Genomic DNA, 21,533 nt, shown 5'->3' with positions numbered 1-21,533 from the left:
TTAATATCCATAGGTTGCAACGAGGGATGCATATCGTGTTCTTTCTTTAAAGAATTCTCCTTGAGAATAGCCATCATGGTATTGAAGGAAAAGGCGGATTTTTTGACCAATTCCCTGCAGCTTACTCCACTCATAGCCAAGAACAAGTGTTGTATCAAGACTCCACTTCATTTCTTGCCAATTTCTAAAGTGCACTGCGACAAATGGATCGCCATATAATTGATGGTAATAACTTTTGACTCCGGGAATGCGGAATTCAGCCCCATACTCTACATAAAAAGGAGCGATGTGATAGGTGTCATCACTATGAAAGACCCAACCCGGACCAACATATAAACGAAACATCTGACTAAATTGATATGACGTAAAAAGATCAAGGGCTTCCATGCTGGGATTTTTTCTTTGGTACCCCGGACGCAAAGCTAAAAATTCATCCCCTAAGTGGGAAGAGATATGATATGCTCTTAACCGAAATGACCATTTATCAAATGCATATGAAAACGGAAATCCGACTAAGTAATCCGTATTGACGAGCTCTGAAATTTCGTCTCGCAAATTATTATTGCCCCACATATTGAAATCAGACCAAGCCGTTCCCTCAATATCAAACTGCAAATCGCCTTTAGCGGCAAAAACCTCTCTCCATCTAAAAATCGGAAAAACGCCGCCAAGAGAAACTGCAACAACAATATTTCCCATAATATCATCGCCAACACGATAAGCAACAGAGTTCACCGGATTGAGAGGAGCTGCAATCATCGGTTGGTAAATCAATGTCGACTGAGGAAACCATATTCCCCTAATTTTACTACGGCCAACATACTCTTCTTGAAGAGCAAGCTCTTTGTCCGGAAATTTTTCACTCCGCTCAACTCTATCAACATCGGGCATGTCCTCCACAAAAGAAATGATACTGCTTGCGATCAAATCATTGTTGGGAAGGTTATATAGATAAATGACTTTATCTTTTACAAGGACAAGCACATTGTACTCATAATAGTGAGCATCAATTAACGCCTGAACATAACCTTCTAAATAGTGATCCCCACTTTCAGCCTTTCGACCCGGAAGAGAATCGGAGCGAGACAAACTCAAACGACGCTCACTACTTGCTACTAATCCTATGTCGCTTTCTTCAGAGCCTACATTTTCAACTCGATCAAGATGTTGAAATTCGACATCTTGATTAGCATAAGTCATTCCGGAAATTGCAAATAAAAATGTAGCAAAGCTACGCAAAAAATAACGATTTCTTTCGATCATATATATAAAAAATTAAGTGATTGATATAACTTTTTTTATATACAAAAACCTGCGATTATTAATCCATATATAATCTCGACTTTATAACTTTTTGGGCCCGCCTGACCCGTCTATTTGCTCTCGAACGCTCGACCTATAATCTCCCTAGAAAACAAATATTTCGAGGCCCTCAGGTCCAAAAAGTTACAAAGTCGAGATAATCTCAACTTGATGATAAAATGGGACAAAGTGAAATTATTTGGATGGGTTCTTTAGATGAGGATTCATTCTCATCTCTCTTAGGCGAGCGCGGATCATAAAAAATGCCACGATTGATGTAATAGACAGCAAAGCGACTCCCAAAATAAGATAACCGTCATTTGCACCTGCAAGCATGGCCTGTTTGTTTACAACATTGATTATTTGGCCTTGCGCTTGTTCAAGTGCACCTTGAGAATTTTCTCCCAGCTGAGAATAAATATGCGTTTTAACTTGATTCAATGATCGGTAATATTCAGGTGTTTTTTGACCGATCTGCTCCATAAAACGCGCTTGATGAAAGGCGCCTCTTGTCACCTCAAACACGCCAACTAAAGACGTTGCCGATGAAGCTCCTATTTGGCGAAATAACGTGACAATCATCGAAGCATTTGCGATATCCTTTTTATCGACACGAATGAGAGCAAGCGCCGTGACAGGTCCTATGGTCATTCCAACGCCCAACCCTCTCAAAACAAGCATTGAAATAATGAACTTATGATCACTGTAAATCGATAAAAAATTTTGCATAAAACAGCTGGTACTCAATATAACACAACCCAAAAGCAATGGAATGCGGATCCCCGTCTTATTTAAAACGAGCCCCAATGCAGCACTGGAAAGCCCTAAAAATAGACCGTGGGGAATCATATAAAGTCCCGATTTAAACTTTGAATACGACAAATAATCTTGAAAAAGTCCCGGTAGGGATTGTGCTGATGCAAAATAGACAGCGCCAACAAAAAAAAGTAAAATACAGCCAAGGACAAACGGACGAATTTTTAAAAGACGGACATTAAATAGCGGTTGTGGCTGATGCAGTTCAATGAATACAAATAAAATTAAATTAATCACAAAATTTAAATAAAAAAACTTCATGAAATTGGAATGCCACCCTTCCGTATTCCAAGGAGCTTTCCCTGTTGAAATGATAATAATGAAACTCGCAATCCAAAGGGCATACGTCACAAATCCGCCAAAATCAAAGCGACCTTTATCTTGAGGATCCGTCTCTTGCAAAATAAGCCAAATACACGGAATGCATGGCAAACCGAAAAAGGCGCTCAGCAGAAAAATCCAATGCCAACTAAAATATTCAGCGAGATACCCTCCTAACAAGAATGCAATGGCAAGTCCCCCTCCAAAGCCTAATGCTGAATAAATAGCTAATGCAAGGGGCATTTGATTCGGTCTAAATGCCTTTGCAATGACAGCAATACTGATCGGCACAAAAAATCCCGTACCAAAGCCGGTGATCATTCTACTGATAATCAAAAAAAACAGACTTTGAGATATGGCGCTTAAAAACATCCCTAGGGTAAAAATAAATGCCCCTAAAAATAAAATGAGTTTAAACCCCTTTTTTTCAGCCAAAAATTGTCCGACCGGAACTGTGACCGCTAATGATAAAAGGACGGACGTATTAACCCATGTCAATGCCGATGAACTTAAAGAAAAAGCCCCCTGAATCACCGGATCGGCAACAGCCGTTGTCACAACGGCAAACATCGAAAGAATTAAAAGCAGTGTGATGACGGCAAGAACAATCCAAGGATAGGCACTGCCATTGGGATTAATAAGGGAAGGGTGTTTCCATTCAATTGATGATTTTTTAGCATCCATATTAACTCAATGAGCCGTATAGATTTTAACTTCTACAGACATCCCCGGCAATAAATAAAGCGGCTCATTTTTAGGAAAATTTTTTGGCCTTTTAATTGAAATCTTAATCGGGATTCGCTGAGCAACTTTTGTATAATTTCCGGTTGCATTATCCTGGGGAATTAATGAAAAATTGGAAGCGGCAGCTCCTTTGATCGTAAAAACTTCCCCCTCAAACTCAACCTTCGGATAGGCATCAACATTGATTTTAACGCGATCCCCTATTCTTACCTTTGCAATTTTTTCCTCCTCAAGTCGAGCTAAGACCCAAACATTTTCAAGATCATACATTGTGAACATTGTTTGACCCGGACTCATGACATCTCCCGATAAAACCCACCGTTTTGCAATCATCCCCTCCATCGGAGCCACGATCACCGTATGCGTGAGCTTTGTATTAATGACTTCGAGCTGCCTAATAGCATGCTGTAGATTTGCGTTTGAAAATTTAAACTGGGCATCTGCCATTTCAAAGTCTTTCTGCTTATGATCAAATTCTTGAGCAGAAATGACCCGGTCAATAATCCCCTGCTCTGCTCTTGCATAATCGTTTTTCACTTTCAAATAATAGGCCTCGTCAAACTTCAATCTCTCTTGTAATTTTAAAATATTCGACTCACTTTCTCTTCTTTCGGAAAGTAGAATATCATCCTGAAGTTGCGCTATTAATTGTCCCGGTTTAACAAAATCTCCTTCATCGACCTCAAGCGTCATAATCCGAGCTAAAATGTCGGGACTTATGTTCACAAAATACCCCTCAATTTGAGCATCTCGCGTATAGGCATATTGACTAGCTTTAACTAAGTAAAGCAGAATACCCGCTCCTAACACGCCTAAACACAATCCAACAATCACCCATTTCTTCAAGCTTTGGAAAAGAGATTTTTTTTTTTCTTTTGGGGGCTCATTATTTTCCATACTCCCTCGCCTGTTTTAAATCGATTCCACTCACATGTCTAAGACCATAATAAGCGTGAATAAGATCAAATGCCGATTGACTCACCTTATTTCTCGCTTCAATCACGCTATTAATTGCCGTCTCATAATCATAAATTGTAATATAGCCAATATCGAATTGATCTTTTGCTTGCAAAAGGGTCTGATCCGAAAGATAAATATTCCCTTCAGCGGTCGCAAAACTTGCAATACCCTCTTCGATTAAATAGATTTGATCGCGAATTTCTTTCATTGTCGACTGCCTTGAATGGTGGTATTCATACTCTTTGGCACTTCTCAAGTAGCGGGATTGCTTCACTCGACTCTCTCTTCCCAACCCATCAAAAATCATCCACCTCAATTCAAGCCCTAAGCCCCACTGAAATTGTTGGCTACCAATTGTAGGCTCAGGATATGGATTAAAGGGATTGGGCTCACCCCCAAAATTGGCAACAAAATTGATCGAGGGAAAATACTCCCCCAAACTTTTTTTAACATTTTCATTGGCAATAGCAATCTCATTAGAGCGGCTCTTTAACAAGGGGTTTTTCTGCCGCGCTATCTCCTCCCAAGATACTATGTCACTAATATTAAACAAATTATGCATAACAAGCTCTTGAGTCTTGGGAAATCCCTCCTTATATATTGTAGTCCCCTCTCCCACGCTCGCAAATATCTCATCCACACGCTCAATTCTATCGCGTAGCTCATCAACCCCCCTGACCGGAATCGATACATCTGCAATATCGAGTTCTATTTCACCCGGTTCATAACCAAGAAGCTCCACAAACGCATCGCGATCTGACCGTAAATCCTTGATTCTTTGATAATAAATCGTCATTGCATTGGCTACGGCGACCTTGCTCTGGTTCACATTTAAGATGATCTGCGTTCCAATCTGATATTGATCTTGCATCTGTCGGCTTAAACTTGTCAGAATATCAATATGCTCCTTAGCCGTTTGAATCTGTTCATGATCAAGGGCAATTTTATAATACAAGCTCCTTACATCAAATAAGATGTCATTTTCAAGAGCCTCAAGTAATAGCTTCAGATGCTCGATTTGCAGTGATGCGAGTTTCACATCAAAATACTTGTTTGTTGAAAAAAGGGCCTGCGTCAATGAGAGTTGCGTGACAAAAGTGCGCTTAGCACTTCCAAGCAGCTGAATCTTTTGGTTATCATAGAGCTGAGAAATCGCGCTCACTTCGGGAAGCCACTTAGAAATAGATTCAAATTTTGCCTCTTTGACTCGTTTATAGAGCTCATTCATGGCAAGTAACTGTTGATTGTTCTCCAGAGCGATCTCTTCAGCCATTTGCAAATCAACAATATAGCCTACCTCTCCCACAGAAAAAAGCGGAAAAGCAACCAAAGAAAAAAAAGCAATCAATCCACGCAATCGCACAATTAATTCACAAATTAAACCCAATCCCAACCAAATAAATCGAAATCAAATAACAATCAATATTTTATAATTAAATATTTCTGAACCATCAAAAAAATCTCCTCTATTTATCGAAGAGGATTTTTTTATCCATCATATGGCGAAATAAATTGCATAATAAAAATTTAAATTTTATGCTGTCTTTTTGTTAAGAAAATATTAACATACATCTAACAATGGAGGTCCTTATGACTAGCATTTTACGGAGCTTAGAAAATTGGTTTTCAGGTAAGATCTATGAGGATGACGCATCCTCGCCTAAAGGCACTGCTTCATCCAAAGAAGCAACTGTGATCATTCCCGGCAATGAGGAGATCAAGTGTCCAAGCACTGATCTTGATGCGAACGCATCCTTTTTTATTGCACTGCCCGATGGCAAATATGTCATGGTTGCTTCATCACATCTATGGGGTAAGGTATTTACATCTTCGTTGAAACTTGGTGATCGCGAGATTTCAATTTTGCCAACACTAGATTCTGTCAATGGATATGCCGCACTTGAGCGTATTGATTACGAAAAACTAGGTTTTGTTAAAGTAAACGGTTATTTTGCTTACCGATATACTTTATCTGAAACTAGCGATGCTAAAGCGTCATCCTAATTTTGCAATTAAACGCTAATCCATGTCCCTAGCACAGGCGATGCGACTCTCTTGCATCGCCTGATTTATACCGAAATAAAAAATTGATTAATTCCTTGCATTTCATTAAATAACCATCTATTTTTTTCCCCTTTATGTAAAAAATAAATTGAGGTTATTTATGAAAAAAATTTTTTGTTATTTATTTTCAGTCTTCATTGGCATGGCCTTTGCGACACCATCGATTCCCAATATCAAAAAAGTTGAAATCAATGCCTTTTCAGCAGCAGAAGTAGAACTCATTCTCAACAACGGATACGCTCCTCTAACCGGCTTTATGGGATCACAAGATTACCATTCCATTCTCGAAACAATGAGAACAAAAGAAAATCACTTTTGGCCCATCCCCATTACACTTCCAATCAAATCCTCCATCGCAGCCAACCTTCAAGCAGGCGAAGATATTCTCCTTGTCGACGAAACAAACTTCCCATTGGCATGCATGCACATTGAAGAAATTTATGATCCGAAACCGGAAAATGAATCTCTTGCACTATTTAACACCACCGATGATTCCCACCCCTATATTTTTCAACTGCTTAACCGCAAAGTTAAATACTTAGCAGGCCCAATCAATGCCGTTGGAAAATACCCCCTTAGCCCCTTTCATTTTTATATCTCAACTCCCGAACAAATCCATACGTGGAAAAAAGAAAATAACATCACTACACTGGTTGGCTTTCAAACACGCAACCCCCTGCATGCGGCCCATGTAACAGCCATCCGATCTAGCATTGAATCTCTGAAAGAGATCCCGAATAAAGCACTGCTTCTTCACCCAACAATTGGATCAACACAAAAAGGAGACATCCCTCCTTCCGTTAGAATGCGCTGCTATGAATCGATTCTCCCTGAGTTTTCAGATATGCATCTAAAACTTTCAGCCATTCCTCTTCCCATGAGAATGGCCGGCCCTAAAGAAGCGCTCCTCCATGCACTTGTACGCAAAAATTATGGCTGTACCCACTTCATTGTCGGTCGAGATCACGCCGGCCCCTCAGTGCGCAAAAAAGACGGCTCTCCTTACTTTGGCCTATCCGATAGTTTAGATCTCGCTTTAAAACACCAAAATGATATGGGCATTTCAATCCTTCCCTGTCATGAATTCTTCTATGTACCGGAAGAAAATGCATATAAACAAAAAAAAGATATTAGCCCGGATCAGCATATTGAAAGTATTTCAGGGACGCAGCTTCGTCAAAAACTCAAAAACAATGAATCAATCCCTACCTGGTTCTCCTACCCTCAAGTCATCGATATCCTAAAAAACTACTTTGGAGCCAGCAGAGGTTTTTGTGTCTATCTTACAGGGCTTCCCGCCTCCGGTAAATCAACACTTTGCCAACTTCTTAAAAACCACATCGAAGAACTCGATCGCTTTCAAAGAAGAGTCGTGATCTTGGATGCTGATATTATCCGAAAACACCTCAACGCCGAACTGGGGTTTTCTAAAGAAGATCGCTCTAAAAACGTGCGTCGCATCGGCTATGTCGCCTCTAAAATTGTCGAAGCGGGAGGTATTTGCCTCATCGCAAATATCGCCCCATTTGAAGCTGACCGCCAATTCAACCGCAAACAAATCTCAAAACAGGGCGGCTATTTTGAAGTCTTTGTCAATGTTCCTATCAGCGCATGTATCGACCGCGACCCTAAAGGGCTCTATCATGCAAGTATGAAAGGATACCTATCTCGCATGACGGGAATTTCTCAAGAATACGAAATCCCACAAAGCGCAGATATCGTCATTGATAATCACCAAGATCTCAACCGGGTGATGGATAAGCTCAAAAGCGAAATCTCTCCCCTGATCACCCACTATCTCTCAACTCAAAAACAGAGTCTTGAGGGAAAAGGGACAATCGAGTAAGATAAACCCATCTCAAAGGCATTCTCGAGTCCGAGAATGCCTCCCTTTCGGGGCAATAGCTCAGTTGGTTAGAGCAACGGACTCATAATCCGTTGGTCGCAGGTTCAAGTCCTGCTTGCCCCACATTTCTTTTTTGCTCCATAAGGCTGAAACTGAGGCGTTTGTGTAATTACGAGCGAATCAGCCCAAAGCGAGGTTCACATCCGTGGACCACTTGTGGACCACTCGCCTACAACAATTGGCGATAAGCACCGCTTCAAACAGCAGCTAACCTTTGAAAACTAAAACCAAAGGTAAGCTTGTGAAAGGCATCGACAAACGCACCCATAAAGACGGGACGGTTTCCTACCGCGCCCGCGTTCGAATCAAAGGACATCCGGTCCTCATCCAATCATTCACTTCCAAAACCCTCGCGATGAAATGGAAACGCGATACCGAATCAGCTGTTGAACAAGGCAAATATGCATATGACAAACCCGGCAGCAAAAATACTTTAGCGGAGCTGATCGACCGCTATATCGAAAGAGTTCTTCCGTCAAAGCCAAAAAATGCAAGAAACGTCCGCCAACATCTTCTCTGGTGGAAACAAGAACTTGGACATTGCCTCCTTTCAGATATTAAACCAAGCCTCATTGCGCAAAAGCGGGATGAACTCCTTTCAGGACTGACTTGTAAAGGCAAGATTCGTTCTTCCACAACCGTGGTTCGTTATCTTGCCAGCCTCTCTCATGTCTTCGCTATCGCGGTTAAGGATTGGGAATGGATCCAGGAAAATCCCATCATGAAAATCTCAAAGCCGAAAATTTCCAATGGAAGAACTCGCTTTCTCAACGATGATGAAAAGGAAAGGCTGCTATCTGCCTGCCGAGAAAGCGAATCAAAAGGACTCTACCCAATTGTTATACTAGCTCTTTCAACGGGCATGAGGAGAGGCGAAATCATGAATCTCAAATGGGGTGATATCGATCTGGGCCGAGGTTCGATCTTCTTACAAACCACAAAAAATGGTGAGCGGCGTTTTATCCCTCTTGTCGGAACAGCTCTAGATCTTTTGCGTTCAAAATACGCCAATCAAGCCGTTAACTCTCTAGTATTTCCTGCTCCACATGCTCCATGTAAACCTATCGACATCCGCTCTGCTTGGGAAACCGCTCTAAGCAAAGCAGGCATTTCAAACTTTCGCTTTCACGACCTTCGACATACAGCTGCTTCCTACTTAGCCATGAATCAAGCGAGTTTGCTAGAGATCGGAACTCTTTTGGGCCACAAAACCGTCCAAATGACCAAGCGGTACGCCCATCTCTCGAATGCACATATCCATTCAGCAGCGGTGGGCCTAAATGAGAAATTGTTCAGTAGTAAAAAATAAAATAGCATTCAGCAGAAAGGAAGCATTCCCAAAATCAGAAATTCTTTGAGGAAGAGACTAACCTTACGCATTGATTTAGAATACCCTAAAAAATTCATTTATTCTGACCGTTATTCTTAAATCAACCAACAAATCAAAATCAAATAAAATAGTTTAATTGTCATCAAATCAATATATCGCATTATTTGCATTTCTGATATCTTATTATACGTTAAATCAACAACTTAAAACGGAAAAGATGAAAAAAAAGGGCTTTGATCCACAAGACACAAAACCATTCAAATTAAGCCGATCAAAGATCGAGCTTTTTTGTGAATGCCCCTTTTGCTTCTACCTCGATCGCAAACTTGGAGTTGCGCAACCTGGAGGATTTCCGTTCAACCTCAACTCTGCCGTTGACTATCTCTTGAAAAAAGAATTCGATTTCTACCGAGCAAAAGGCGAAGCCCATCCGCTGATGATCAAACATCAAATTGATGCAATCCCTTTTCAACATGAAAAACTTGATGAATGGCGAAAAAATCTGAAGGGCATTTCCTACTTACACGAACCGACTCGATTTTTAGTGGCAGGAGCCATTGATGACGTTTGGATCACTCCTTCTGGAGAACTGATCATCGTGGACTACAAGGCGACCAGTAAAGCTGGAGAAATCAACTTAGATGCAGACTGGCAAATTAGCTACAAAAGGCAAATGGAAATTTACCAATGGCTATTCAGAAAAAACGGATTCTCAGTTTCCCCGACAGGCTATTTTGTTTACTGCAATGGCAAGAAAGATGTTCCCACATTTGACGAATGCCTAAAATTCGAGATCTCGGTCATCCCTTATCTTGGCGATGATAGTTGGATTGAGCCTAAATTACTTGAGATTCAAGCTGTGCTAACCGCTTCTCAGCCCCCATCCTCTCATGCCACATGTTCCCTCTGCAGCTATCGAATTGCTACCCAAACAGAATTAGGGGCAGTCCTGGCATGAGCTACAGAAATCAAAATCCAGAACAAATCGCTCGTGATAAAATAGATGCCCTCCTTGCACAAGCAGGATGGATCGTTCAATCAATCAAAAAATTCGATCCGAATGCAGGTCTTGGTATTGCAGTCCGCGAATATCAAACAGATGTTGGTCCCGCCGACTATGTTCTATTCATTGATAAGAAAGCTGTAGGAGTGATCGAGGCGAAACCCGAAGACTGGGGACACCGCATCACAACCGTCGAGGAACAATCTAGCGAATATGCTACTGCTAAGCTGAAATGGGTGAATAACAATGAATCCTTACCCTTCATCTACGAGAGCACAGGGGTAATTACACGCTTTACTGATGCAAGAGACCCAAAACCAAGATCACGCGAAGTATTCAACTTTCACCGCCCCGAAACTTTAAACGAATGGCTTCTTCAAAGAAACTCGATTCGAAGCCGACTACAGCAAATTCCCCTCCTTACCGAAGAAGGATTAAGAGATTGCCAAATCACTGCCATTAAAAATCTTGAACAGTCATTCAAAGATGACCGTCCTCGCGCTCTTATCCAAATGGCCACTGGCGCAGGTAAGACATTTACAGCGATTACCACCATCTATCGCCTTCTAAAACATGCGAATGCAAAGCGAATCCTATTTTTGGTAGACACCAAAAACTTGGGAGAGCAGGCCGAGCAAGAATTCATGTCTTTCATTCCTAACGATGACAACCGCAAATTTACAGAACTCTATAACGTGCAGAGGCTAAAATCGTCCTCCATTGCTAAAGATAGCCAAGTCTGCATTTGCACTATCCAGCGCATGTACTCCATACTAAAAGAACAGCCCTTAGATGAATCTGCCGAAGAGATCAATCCTGCCGAAATAGCTCAGGTAAAAAAACCAATCCCTGTTGTATACAACGGCAAAATTCCCATCGAGTTTTTTGACTTCATTTTTATCGATGAGTGCCATCGTTCAATTTATAATCTATGGCAACAAGTTCTAGATTATTTTGACGGCTACCTCATCGGGTTAACAGCCACTCCAGATAACCGCACCTATGGCTTTTTCAAGAAAAATGTCGTCAGTGAATACAGCCACGAAACAGCCGTTGCCGATGGAGTGAATGTCGGAAATGAAATCTATGTCATAGAAACTGAAAGAACAAAATTCGGCGGCACCATCAAGGCCAATCAACCAGTTCAGAAAAGAGAGCGTCTGACCCGCAAGAAAAGATGGGAGCAACAAGATGAAGATGAGTCCTATACTGTTAAGCAGTTAGACCGCGACATCGTAAATCCAGACCAGATCAGGACCGTATTGCGTGCCTTTAGAGATAGTTTACCGGATATTTTCCCTGGACGAAAGGAAGTGCCAAAAACACTGATTTTTGCAAAAACTGACAGTCATGCCGACGATATCATTCAAACTGTCCGAGAAGAATTTGGGATGGGGAATGAATTTTGCAAAAAAGTCACTTACAAGAATGAAGAAGATCCAAAATCAGTCCTCGCTCAATTTAGAAACGATTACTATCCTCGGATTGCGGTCACTGTAGACATGATCGCTACCGGCACAGACGTGAAGCCCCTCGAATGTTTATTGTTCATGAGAGACGTAAAGAGTCATAACTACTTCGAGCAGATGAAGGGGCGTGGGACACGCACATTTGGCCATGACGAATTAAAGAAAGTGACCCCCTCTGCAACCAGCGCAAAAACACATTATGTCATCGTTGATGCCATTGGAGTTACAAAATCCCTGAAAACTGCGAGCCAGCCTTTAATCACCAAACCTTCAGTGCCCTTAAAAGATTTAGCAATGAGCATCATGATGGGAGCGAGGGATGAGGATACGGTCAGCTCGCTGGCTGGTAGATTAGCGCGTCTCAATAAGCAGCTTGAGGAAAAGGATCTTCAGCGAATTAAAGAACAATCAGGCGGCACTGAGCTAAGCACTATCATAGGCAATCTCTTAGCTGCCATAGACCCCGACAAGATCGAAAAGAAAGCTCATGACATGCAACCAGTTGGAACCGCTACTTCACCAAGCGATGCAGACTGCTTGCGAGCTCAAGAGATTCTTGTAGGTGAAGCAGCTAATGTCCTGAATGGAGAAATGGTTGAACTCTTAGAGAATATTCGCCGTGATAAAGAACAGACGATCGACCATGATAATCTGGATGCCGTTCTACGTGCAGAGTGGGATGGAGACGCCAAAGAAAATGCTCAAAATCTGGTAAAAGAGTTCCAAGAATATCTGGAAATCCATCGAGATGAGATTGAGGCTCTTAGCATATTTTATAGCCAGCCTCAAAGACGTCGTGAAATCACCTATGACATGATCCGCCAAGTCTTGGACAAACTACGCCAAGATAAGCCAAAACTTGCCCCCTTGCGCGTATGGATGGCCTATGCCCAACTTGAAGAATACAAAGGCGTCCAACCGATTAACGAGCTCACTGCTTTAGTTGCTCTTATACGCCGTGCTTGCGGAATCGACAAAAAAGTGTCTGAATATTCTGAAACAATACGACGTAATTTTCAAAACTGGATCATGAAGCGACATAGTGGTGATAGTGAAAAGTTTAATGAAGAACAAATGGCTTGGCTAAGAATGATTCGCGACCATATTATCAGTTCTTTCCATATGGATAAAACAGATCTTGATATGGCCCCTTTTGACTCCAAAGGAGGCTTGGGGAAAATGTATCAGCTTTTTGGGAATAAAATGGATAATTTAATACAGGAATTGAACGAGGCATTGGTTATTTGAGTAAGCAAAACTGGGTAATAACTACTCTTAATGAAATCACCGAGATAAATCCAACTCTCGATAAATCTCTATTCCCTGACGATCTCACCGTTGCTTTTGTTCCTATGCCTGCCGTCGAAGCGGGCACTGGTAAAATCGATGTGAATAGCATTCGAAAATTTGGCGATGTAAAGAAGGGATACACTCCATTTCAGAAGAACGATATTCTCTTTGCAAAGATTACTCCTTGCATGGAGAACGGGAAAATGGCCATAGTTCCGACTCTTTCAAATGAAATCGGCTTTGGCTCGACTGAATTTCATGTTTTAAGACCGCGCGAAGGGATTAATCCTTCATTTATTTACTACTTTGTTTCTTCTGAAAAATTTCGATATGATGCTGAACACAATATGATGGGTGCTGTTGGGCAGCGCAGAGTTCCTACTCCATATCTTCAAAATCACCCCGTCCCACTTCCTCCCTTTGCAGAGCAGAAACGTATAGTCGCAAAAATCGAAGAACTTTTCTCTGAAATCGATAAGGGCATAGAAAGTTTAATGAAAGCCCAGGAACTCCTAAAAACATATCGCCAATCCCTTCTTAAAAACGCTTTCGAAGGAAAACTTACTGAAACATGGCGAGAAAAAAACTCAAGCCAGTGCTATAGCTTGAAAGGCCAAGCAATCCAAAAGCAGGAATTACAAAAACTACCCTTACTTCCTTCCTATTGGCAATACGTTCCTCTAAGTCAATTCATCGAAAATATTGATGCTGGGAAAAGCTTTAAATGTGAAGAAAGAGAACCAACTTCCGGAGAAGTTGGAGTGGCAAAAGTAAGCGCTGTGACATGGGGTGAATATAATGAATCGGAAAGCAAGACCTGCAAAGATCCAAATAAGATAAATCCAAAATATTACATTAACGAAGGGGATTTTTTATTTAGCAGAGCAAACACGATCGATTTAGTAGGCGCTTGTGTGATAGTCAGACAACCACAAAAAACCATAATGCTAAGCGATAAAACCCTTCGCATTAAGTTTAATTTTTTTGATCCTCTATACTTTCTTCTCTATCTTCGTTCTACTTATGGCCGTAATGAGATAATGAAAAGGTCGACTGGAAACCAAGATTCTATGAGAAATATAGGTCAAGAGCAAATCCGCAACATTATTATTCCTTTATGTTCAAAAGAAGAACATCTAGAGATCATCAAGATAGTGACTGAAAAACTTTTATTCGTTGAAAATATAGAAAAAAGCATCTGTGATGAGATTAAAAAATCCAAGATTCTGTATCAAAGCATCTTAAACAAAGCTTTCTCGGGAGAACTAGTTTTCCAAGAGGCGAACGATGAACCTGCCAACGTCCTTTTAGCACGTATTAAAGCCAAAAACAAAATTCAAAAGCCGCAAAAAAAGAAATCCAAACAACTCCAAAAGGTCGCCGTATGAACACAGCATCAATCGTATCCAAGGTTTGGAGCTTCTGTACCACTTTACGCGATGACGGTGTAAGCTATGGCGATTACCTTGAGCAGCTCACATATCTCATCTTTCTTAAAATGGCCGACGAATATTCTAAACCGCCCTATAATAGGAATGTGGGAATCCCAGAAGCCTATGGTTGGCAAACCCTTAAATCAAAAAAAGGTGCAGAGCTAGAAACACATTACCTTACTGTATTACGAGAGCTAGGATCTAAAAAAGGCATGCTTGGCCAGATCTTCACCAAAGCTCAGAACAAAATCCAAGATCCTGCCAAACTTTATCGCCTCATCCATATGGTCGATGAGACTGAATGGGTAGTCATGGAAGCTGATATCAAAGGAGATATCTACGAAAGCCTTTTAGAAAAGAATGCTGAAGATACGAAATCTGGAGCAGGACAGTACTTCACCCCTCGCGCGCTTATCAAGGCCATGGTGGAATGCATCCGCCCCGAGCCTGGCAAAACGATCGCGGATCCCGCTTGCGGAACAGGAGGATTTTTTCTTGCTGCCTATGATTTCATCATCAATTCGAACAAATCTCAAATAGATAAGAGTCAAAAAGCCTTTTTAAAGCGAGAAACCTTCTATGGGAATGAAATCGTCCCAAACACACGTCGCCTTTGCCTCATGAATATGTTCCTCCATAACATTGGTGAGATCGACGGTGATACCCCAGTTTCTCCGAATGACGCTTTAATTGCAGACAGCGGACAGCGATTTGACTATGTTCTCGCCAATCCTCCCTTCGGGAAAAAGAGCAGCATGAGCTTTACCAATGACGAAGGAGAGCAAGAGAGAGATGATTTAACCTACAATCGCCAGGATTTCTGGGCAACGACCTCCAACAAGCAGCTCAATTTTGTGCAGCACATTCGAACGATACTCAAGACAACAGGGCGAGCTGCTGTGGTAGTGCCTGATAACGTCCTTTTTGAGGGTGGTGCAGGGGAAATCATTCGGAGAAAGCTTTTAGAGAATACCGACTTGCATACCATTTTGCGTTTACCCACTGGTATTTTTTACGCAAATGGAGTCAAAGCTAATGTGCTCTTCTTTGACAACCGAGAAGCCAGCCCTTCTCATTGGTCAAAAGAGGTCTGGTACTATGATTATCGAACAAACATTCACCACACGCTGAAGAAGCAGCCAATGCGTTTTAGCGATCTACAAGACTTCGTTCAATGCTACACCCCACAAAATCGTCATGTCCGCAAAGAATCCTGGGATCCTGAGACTAACCCAGAAGGCCGTTGGCGCAAATACACTTATGAAGAGTTGATTGCCCGAGACAAAACCAGCTTGGATATTTTTTGGCTTAAAGATAAAAGCCTGACCGATCTTGACAATCTCCCCGACCCGGAAATACTGGCATCTGAGATTATTGAGAACCTGGAAGCGGCTCTTGCGAATTTTAAGAACGTATCAATATCGCTTAACTAAAAAATCCGTCTAAAATTCACGTTCTTCTCTAATTTTTGCTCCCTTAACATGTTCTGAGAGAACAGCAACGTATTTTTCTAACCATCTTCGTACTCGCATTGAAGTTTCCTTTTTAAGCCATTCATGCGCAAGTTCGTGTTTACTCTGAAAATATGCACTTTCGGGCCCTACCCAACTACCAGAAAAGAAATTCGATAAAAGTACGTCTTGAACCTGCTCTTGATCCCCATACCTATTTAGTAGCTCACGCACGAGAAAGCCTGCAGGTTCCTCAGTTAGCAAGGGAGGAGCTATGCCCGCAATAGAAACTGCTCGATTAGTTGGTGCTTCCGCAATCCAATCAAGGATAACTTTCGGGGGAAATAGTGTCAGATGAAGGCCGCTAGAGTTGAACCAGTGAGTGAATCTGAATATTTCAATTTCTTTTAGTGTGTCAAGCTTTGAAGCAATCATAGACCAGCATTGTTCGGGGTAAGAGGCAATAATTCCTTGGATAATCTTAAAAGTTGAATTATCGGAATGAAAGCATCCAATGTCTTTAGAAGATTTATCAAGAACAGCTTGAAATACCTCGCATTTCCTCTTAGGAAATTGAGATATAAATTGTTCAGCCAGAATATTCCAATGATACTCATGTATTGAATGACAAGGGGGTGAAACATTGATGGCCTTTAGGAGCCGCATTGTGAGATCTTCAGGGAGTTTTTTCGGCGCTTTTTTATTACAGTATATGTCTTCCAAAAGTTCCAAAGCATTGAGAATTTTGCCTGCTTTTTCGAACCGTTCAGCAAGCTTTTGAATATTTACTAACTTCAAAAATTTTAATCCCTGGGAATGATGAAAACAAAGAAGACTATCTATGTCGAGCTTCCCTGCATCATACTCATGGAGTAGTTGTTCAATAGAGGTGTCTGTAAAACCAGAATCTCGAATTAACATCCCAATTAATTTATAGAAGATGATATCACCAATTAGCCCAAAAACAATCTCTTCCCACTGAGTTGGGCTGGACTCGAAGATAGCTTTCAAATAGCCTCCTAGGAATAGGGAGGAAGGATTTACAGGATTTTGTCTATAGGCATCAATGATTGGCATAAGCAGACTCTTTTCACTATCACATTCGCCTATATCTTTCCCAAATTGAAAGACAACTCTATTTACCTCTGTTATAAGATTAGGAAGCTCTTTTTTGACCAGATCACTATTTAACACAGCCTCCGAAGCAAGATTCTTAATCCGCTGATTATAAGTATCATCATTTCTTCCATTTTCATCGAAATGATCATTATAACCGCTTAAATGAATCCATCGTCTGATGTGCGAAGAAAAAGTTGTGCCGGTAATCCGGGCATCAATCGCTTTGAGGCTAGCGATGAGAGCTAACGGCAGTTCTTGAGATTTAAATCGTATTAGATGGGTTAATGTATCTAAAAAATTACTTATATTTGTTGCTTTGTCATCCGCCAGTTCATTCAGTGTTTTAAGAATGGGTTCTCTCATCCAGTCGAAATCTAATAGATATCTTGCTGAATCGATCAGATTAGAATTAGCCTCTGCGCGATCATCAATACTCCACTTTCGGCTGGCATCAGCAAGAAGCTTCCAAATAATTTGGTATGCATCTTTATACTCATCCCATGTTTTAGGCATCCAAGGCGAAAGAGTTTGCCGTAATCCTTGGTACTCGGAGCCAACAATGCGAAATCCAGAATGTATGGGTAAAGAAAGAGCCTTGCGGCAGGCGATGAGCCCAACCTTACGCGTGATGGAAGAAGATGAATTAAGAGCGTTTTCTAAAACGGGTAATCGCTCTAAGGGAGTGGCACCTGTAGGGGAAAATCCTGGCGCGAGACTGAAAAGATCAGCAAAAGCACCTTTGGAATTGTTTGAATGTGTTTCGTTTTCAGTTTCAGCAAGCCTACGCAGAATCTCAGCAGCTCGGCAAAATAAATGTGGCCACCAGGCAATTTTTTCAAGAGCCCAAACCACGTCTTGCCTTCCTTTTTTAAACGCCAAAAGATTCTCATAGCTGCATTGACCAATACTTGCCTCAATATAGGTTAAAGTCCTTTCTGGGGACGCAAGAGCCAGTTCGTTAAGAAGCTTTAACTCCGTCGAATTTAATACCTTTGACTTGTAAAATGGCCCTTCAGTACCTAGCAATTGTTTAATTTCTTGAGCCGCAACTTGGGAAGCATGGGCATAAGGAAACATTCTCCCAAACCATAGGTAGAGTTGAGGGGGCATGTTGTCCATTGAATCCCCTTCGAGGAAGCCGCGACCGTTTTCGTTCCAAAAGCGAAGCCACAAATAAATATGCAGCGCTTTTGGAGTGATACGAAGAGTTGTTTCCCCTTGAAGAATACGCTGTCGTTTCAGCTCTTGGATGATCGACTGGAACTTACTCCAAGTGACTGTAGGATCAGCCTTATTTATGAGGCCCCAAATAAACTTTGCCTCTTCTGTTACAGGAGACTCAAAACCAAATCTTTCAAATAGAGATAAGTATTTCAAAACGAATAGCTTGTTTTGAACATCAGCACTTTCTAAAGAACTGTATCCAGCTATAAATTTATCCCAAATTGAAACAGTAGATGGCTCTCGAAAAAGATTTTCTGGACAATCCCGTAGATTTTGTCCAATCACATGAGCAACTCGAGCAGAGCCTGAACAAAATTCAGCCCAACGTCTCAAATCAGAAGTTGTTCCAATGTAATTTTTGATTATTTCATTAATTTTATCTTCTGGCAAAAGAGGGCATTCAAGTACACATTCCAACTCGTCATTAGTCTCGTAACCGCTTTGATCAATTGAAATAATTCTACATTGATTTGATCGATTACGTAACGAATTCCAAATTTCCTTACATTTTTGTGAAGAGCAATTATCAAGTACCAAGATAACAAAATATTCAGCATCGGACCTACACAAGCTGTTGAATAATGAGCCACTTTGAAAATCTTCTGCATTAGGGACATAGACAACTGACGAAAACAAGGCATAATGAGATAGTATTTCTAAAGCAAGGCGCGTCTTCCCCACACCAGAATCTCCTACCAATCGAATATGACGGATTTCGTCCTTAAATAAATGTTCACGTATTTCTAGAATTAGACGGTTTCTCTGTTCATCCAGGCAGAAAGCTTGTGCCATGTCTTGATCCAGCTTCCAGCTTGAGTAATATTTAAATTTCCATTCCTTTCGATCGGTAAGTTGCAAACATAGGGAAAGAAAGGGGGAAATCATCCCGATCAAATGCTGCTGCCCCCATACTTCTACTTTAGCATTTGGATAGCCACACTGCGCGAAATGCGATACAAGGTGAGCTTTAGCATCCGAAATCTGTTCTGGGGTTAGATCCTTTCCAAAGCAAACTAATACATATCGCCCATTCTCTTCTAAACACCTCAGAACTTCTTTACCGATTTTTTCTCTTAAAACATGCGATAGCCCACTTTTGCCGAATAATTCTTTTTGAACCCAAGATTTATTCCAAGGTTTGGCGCTACTCCCAGCTTTTATCTGAAAATAATTTTTCCCCGGCAAGATAATACTATCTGTAGCGATAAGAAGCCTATCATTCACTCTTGCATCAATTCCCCCATCGGGGAGCTCTGATTCACAAATATCAATATCATTGATTGGAATGCCTATTCTGCGGGCTTCGCAGTATAGAAAATCTCTAAATGTTCGAGTTGCTTGAATCCCATCCAGGCGTGAAAGATCATCTACTCCGACTGAAAAAATTGTAGTTGTCCGACGAATCATATTAGAGCATCTTTTTCGCTCCAAATCATAAATTTGGCGCGCGGAAGCACCTTTACAAGCCCTATCTCCGGATTCCCATCGAACTATCGTTATCTTTGAAACTCCCAGTTCTTTTGCGAATTCTTCTTGAGTCAACCCAAGCAATCCTCGAATGCGCCGGATTGCTTGCGGTTCGATTGTCCTTACTTCAGACTCACTCATCTGGAAACCTATTTTGCTAAACTTCCATAAAGTTATCCAAAGGATAACATTATGTCAAATGCATCTTCTTGAAAAACGGAAAATATTTGCGGGATGGGTGGAGGTTTTGCTAGGGTATTTTCTCTTTTTATTAGCTCCGCAAAACCCCTCCCTAAAGTCTCCCCACTGCGCCTTGTCGGATGCTTACAATTTATCACTTTGCAGCCCCCGAACTATCCTCTGACTTTTCAAAATCTCCTCTTTGGACTTTCTAAAATCTTCCTGCAGGATCTGAAGGGGATGGTTTAGCGTAATCGGCATAAGTTGCCCATGCTCTAAAATTACCATTCTGTCATTGGGGATCTTTTCCTCATTCTGCTTAGCTTGAGCAGTATAGCCATTGCTGCTAAGAAATTGGTTGTACTCCCAAGCAAGCTTTTGCTGAGGAGTCATACTTTTTCGATTTTCCTTGGGAAGCTCAGGGAGGCTAGGCTGTTGACAAACCCACATCATCAGCCCGATGGGGCTGTCGACATTGTGCTTTCTTCTCACAAATTCCGCAGCATGAGCCACGCGATGTTCGCTATAGCACATCAGTGATTTCTTCTCCTGATCGCTCAAATCCAATCCATCCAGGCATTTGTAAACAGTGCGTGAATAGGCTGCTGCAGCTCTTTTTTCTTCTTCTTTTTCTTCTTTCTTTGTTAGTGGTTCTGGATTGGTTCTCGATTGGTTTCTATCCGGTTCTTTTATGGTTTTTTGGTGGTTGTTAACTGGTTCTTTGGGTGGTTCCTTTTCTCGATTTTTCATTGACAAATCTGATGGTTCTTTTGATGGTTCCCATGTGGTTTCTTTTTGGTTCTCTAGTGGTTGCTGAATGGTTTTCGCGTGGCTGTAATTTGGTTCTTTTTCTAAGGCTGTGCACGCCTTTATAGGCCCTTCATCCGATTCAGCATTGATGTCAAAAATGGCTTTGTTAGTGAGAACTGCAATAGTCCCTTGATTGGTTTTTCGGAAAGTCGCAAGACCGTGTGCTTCAAGCCTCAGTACCGCATCACGATATTGCTGCCTGGACAAACCAATCTTTTTATGATCGCCAACGAGTGCTTCGTTAGCCTTGAGTTGATAGATTGAATAAGCGGGATCCATCCGGTTTGCACGCAAAGCAATCTGCGTCAACAACGCGAAAGCTGGAAGGCTGAGTTCTAAAAGTGCAAGCCCCTCTCGATAAAGTTTTACGAATCCTTCGGAAGTTATCATGGCTGTACTGCGATTTTAGCGTTTTCCTGGACTTCGGGCTCCTTTTTGCGGGGTCTGTATTTTTTCTCAGATACCCACTTGAAAAAAGCCTTCTCATCAATGAGCCAAGTGCGATTCCCCCTGTGTCAGCGTAGTTGTCGCATCTAACTAGACCAAAGGAGTCTGAATATGATGAAGACAAAATATTCAAAAGCATTTAAAATAGAAGCTGTTAGGAAGGTAATGTCAAGAAGCTCTGACACCTCTATTAGTGC

General features: G+C 41.4%; 13 protein-coding genes and 1 tRNA gene. 8 read left to right on the top strand and 6 right to left on the bottom strand.

The window, feature by feature from the left end:
- From K9M07_05275 to K9M07_05260, 4 genes are all read right to left on the bottom strand, one after another.
- Window positions 1-1,263 carry a DUF1207 domain-containing protein gene (locus K9M07_05275; protein MCF7852632.1) on the bottom strand — a complete coding sequence of 421 codons (1,263 nt, stop codon included), beginning with the start codon at window positions 1,261-1,263 and terminating at the stop codon, window positions 1-3.
- A 234-nt stretch (window positions 1,264-1,497) separates the two neighbouring features.
- A complete protein-coding gene (locus K9M07_05270; protein ID MCF7852631.1) occupies window positions 1,498-3,123 on the bottom strand; it encodes a DHA2 family efflux MFS transporter permease subunit in 1,626 nt (541 codons plus the stop codon).
- Between the two features lie 6 nt (window positions 3,124-3,129).
- On the bottom strand, window positions 3,130-4,080 hold the full coding sequence (locus tag K9M07_05265; GenBank protein MCF7852630.1) for an HlyD family secretion protein: 951 nt from the start codon (window positions 4,078-4,080) through the stop codon (window positions 3,130-3,132).
- Entirely contained in the window at window positions 4,070-5,530 is a 1,461-nt protein-coding gene (locus K9M07_05260) for a TolC family protein (GenBank protein MCF7852629.1), read from the bottom strand. The genes K9M07_05265 and K9M07_05260 overlap by 11 nt, the downstream gene beginning before the upstream one ends.
- Window positions 5,531-5,733: 203 nt before the next feature.
- Between K9M07_05260 and K9M07_05255 the strand changes: the two genes are divergently transcribed.
- From K9M07_05255 to K9M07_05220, 8 genes are all read left to right on the top strand, one after another.
- Window positions 5,734-6,147, top strand: coding sequence for a hypothetical protein (locus K9M07_05255; GenBank protein MCF7852628.1), 414 nt, complete (start codon window positions 5,734-5,736; stop codon window positions 6,145-6,147).
- A gap of 160 nt (window positions 6,148-6,307) precedes the next feature.
- Complete coding sequence (gene sat, locus K9M07_05250) at window positions 6,308-8,053, top strand: sulfate adenylyltransferase (protein ID MCF7852627.1); 1,746 nt, start codon at window positions 6,308-6,310, stop codon at window positions 8,051-8,053.
- 49 nt (window positions 8,054-8,102) lie between these two features.
- Window positions 8,103-8,176: transfer RNA gene (locus tag K9M07_05245), tRNA-Ile, on the top strand.
- A gap of 178 nt (window positions 8,177-8,354) precedes the next feature.
- Complete coding sequence (locus K9M07_05240) at window positions 8,355-9,422, top strand: site-specific integrase (GenBank protein ID MCF7852626.1); 1,068 nt, start codon at window positions 8,355-8,357, stop codon at window positions 9,420-9,422.
- A gap of 238 nt (window positions 9,423-9,660) precedes the next feature.
- Window positions 9,661-10,401 (top strand): PD-(D/E)XK nuclease family protein, encoded by a 741-nt coding sequence (locus tag K9M07_05235; GenBank protein ID MCF7852625.1) that lies wholly within the window; start codon window positions 9,661-9,663, stop codon window positions 10,399-10,401.
- A complete protein-coding gene (locus tag K9M07_05230) occupies window positions 10,398-13,163 on the top strand; it encodes a DEAD/DEAH box helicase family protein (protein MCF7852624.1) in 2,766 nt (921 codons plus the stop codon). The genes K9M07_05235 and K9M07_05230 overlap by 4 nt, the downstream gene beginning before the upstream one ends.
- Entirely contained in the window at window positions 13,160-14,593 is a 1,434-nt protein-coding gene (locus K9M07_05225) for a restriction endonuclease subunit S (GenBank protein MCF7852623.1), read from the top strand. Before K9M07_05230 ends, K9M07_05225 begins: the two co-directional genes overlap by 4 nt.
- Window positions 14,590-16,071: a type I restriction-modification system subunit M gene (locus K9M07_05220; protein MCF7852622.1), complete on the top strand. Its 1,482-nt coding sequence runs from the start codon at window positions 14,590-14,592 to the stop codon at window positions 16,069-16,071. The genes K9M07_05225 and K9M07_05220 overlap by 4 nt, the downstream gene beginning before the upstream one ends.
- A 9-nt stretch (window positions 16,072-16,080) precedes the next feature.
- On the opposite strand, the gene K9M07_05215 is transcribed toward K9M07_05220, so the two are convergent.
- Complete coding sequence (locus K9M07_05215; GenBank protein MCF7852621.1) at window positions 16,081-20,040, bottom strand: helix-turn-helix domain-containing protein; 3,960 nt, start codon at window positions 20,038-20,040, stop codon at window positions 16,081-16,083.
- A 183-nt stretch (window positions 20,041-20,223) separates the two neighbouring features.
- The gene (locus K9M07_05210) at window positions 20,224-21,279 is read right to left on the bottom strand and encodes a hypothetical protein (protein ID MCF7852620.1); all 1,056 of its coding nucleotides are present in this window, start codon (window positions 21,277-21,279) and stop codon (window positions 20,224-20,226) included.
- Between the last annotated feature and the right edge of the window lie 254 nt (window positions 21,280-21,533).

This window comes from Simkaniaceae bacterium (assembly GCA_021734805.1).
Classification (GTDB): Bacteria; Chlamydiota; Chlamydiia; order Chlamydiales; family JACRBE01; genus Amphritriteisimkania.
This window is presented reverse-complemented; position numbering and strand designations above follow the sequence as displayed.

What these genes read in the sequence shown, in the direction of transcription:
- K9M07_05275 (MCF7852632.1), bottom strand. Translation starts at nt 1,263, where the DNA reads ATGATCGAAAGAAATCGTTATTTTTTGCGTAGCTTTGCTACATTTTTA.
- K9M07_05270 (MCF7852631.1), bottom strand. Translation starts at nt 3,123, where the DNA reads ATGGATGCTAAAAAATCATCAATTGAATGGAAACACCCTTCCCTTATT.
- K9M07_05265 (MCF7852630.1), bottom strand. Translation starts at nt 4,080, where the DNA reads ATGGAAAATAATGAGCCCCCAAAAGAAAAAAAAAAATCTCTTTTCCAA.
- K9M07_05255 (MCF7852628.1), top strand. Translation starts at nt 5,734, where the DNA reads ATGACTAGCATTTTACGGAGCTTAGAAAATTGGTTTTCAGGTAAGATC.
- sat (MCF7852627.1), top strand. Translation starts at nt 6,308, where the DNA reads ATGAAAAAAATTTTTTGTTATTTATTTTCAGTCTTCATTGGCATGGCC.
- K9M07_05235 (MCF7852625.1), top strand. Translation starts at nt 9,661, where the DNA reads ATGAAAAAAAAGGGCTTTGATCCACAAGACACAAAACCATTCAAATTA.
- K9M07_05230 (MCF7852624.1), top strand. Translation starts at nt 10,398, where the DNA reads ATGAGCTACAGAAATCAAAATCCAGAACAAATCGCTCGTGATAAAATA.
- K9M07_05220 (MCF7852622.1), top strand. Translation starts at nt 14,590, where the DNA reads ATGAACACAGCATCAATCGTATCCAAGGTTTGGAGCTTCTGTACCACT.
- K9M07_05215 (MCF7852621.1), bottom strand. Translation starts at nt 20,040, where the DNA reads ATGAGTGAGTCTGAAGTAAGGACAATCGAACCGCAAGCAATCCGGCGC.
- K9M07_05210 (MCF7852620.1), bottom strand. Translation starts at nt 21,279, where the DNA reads ATGATAACTTCCGAAGGATTCGTAAAACTTTATCGAGAGGGGCTTGCA.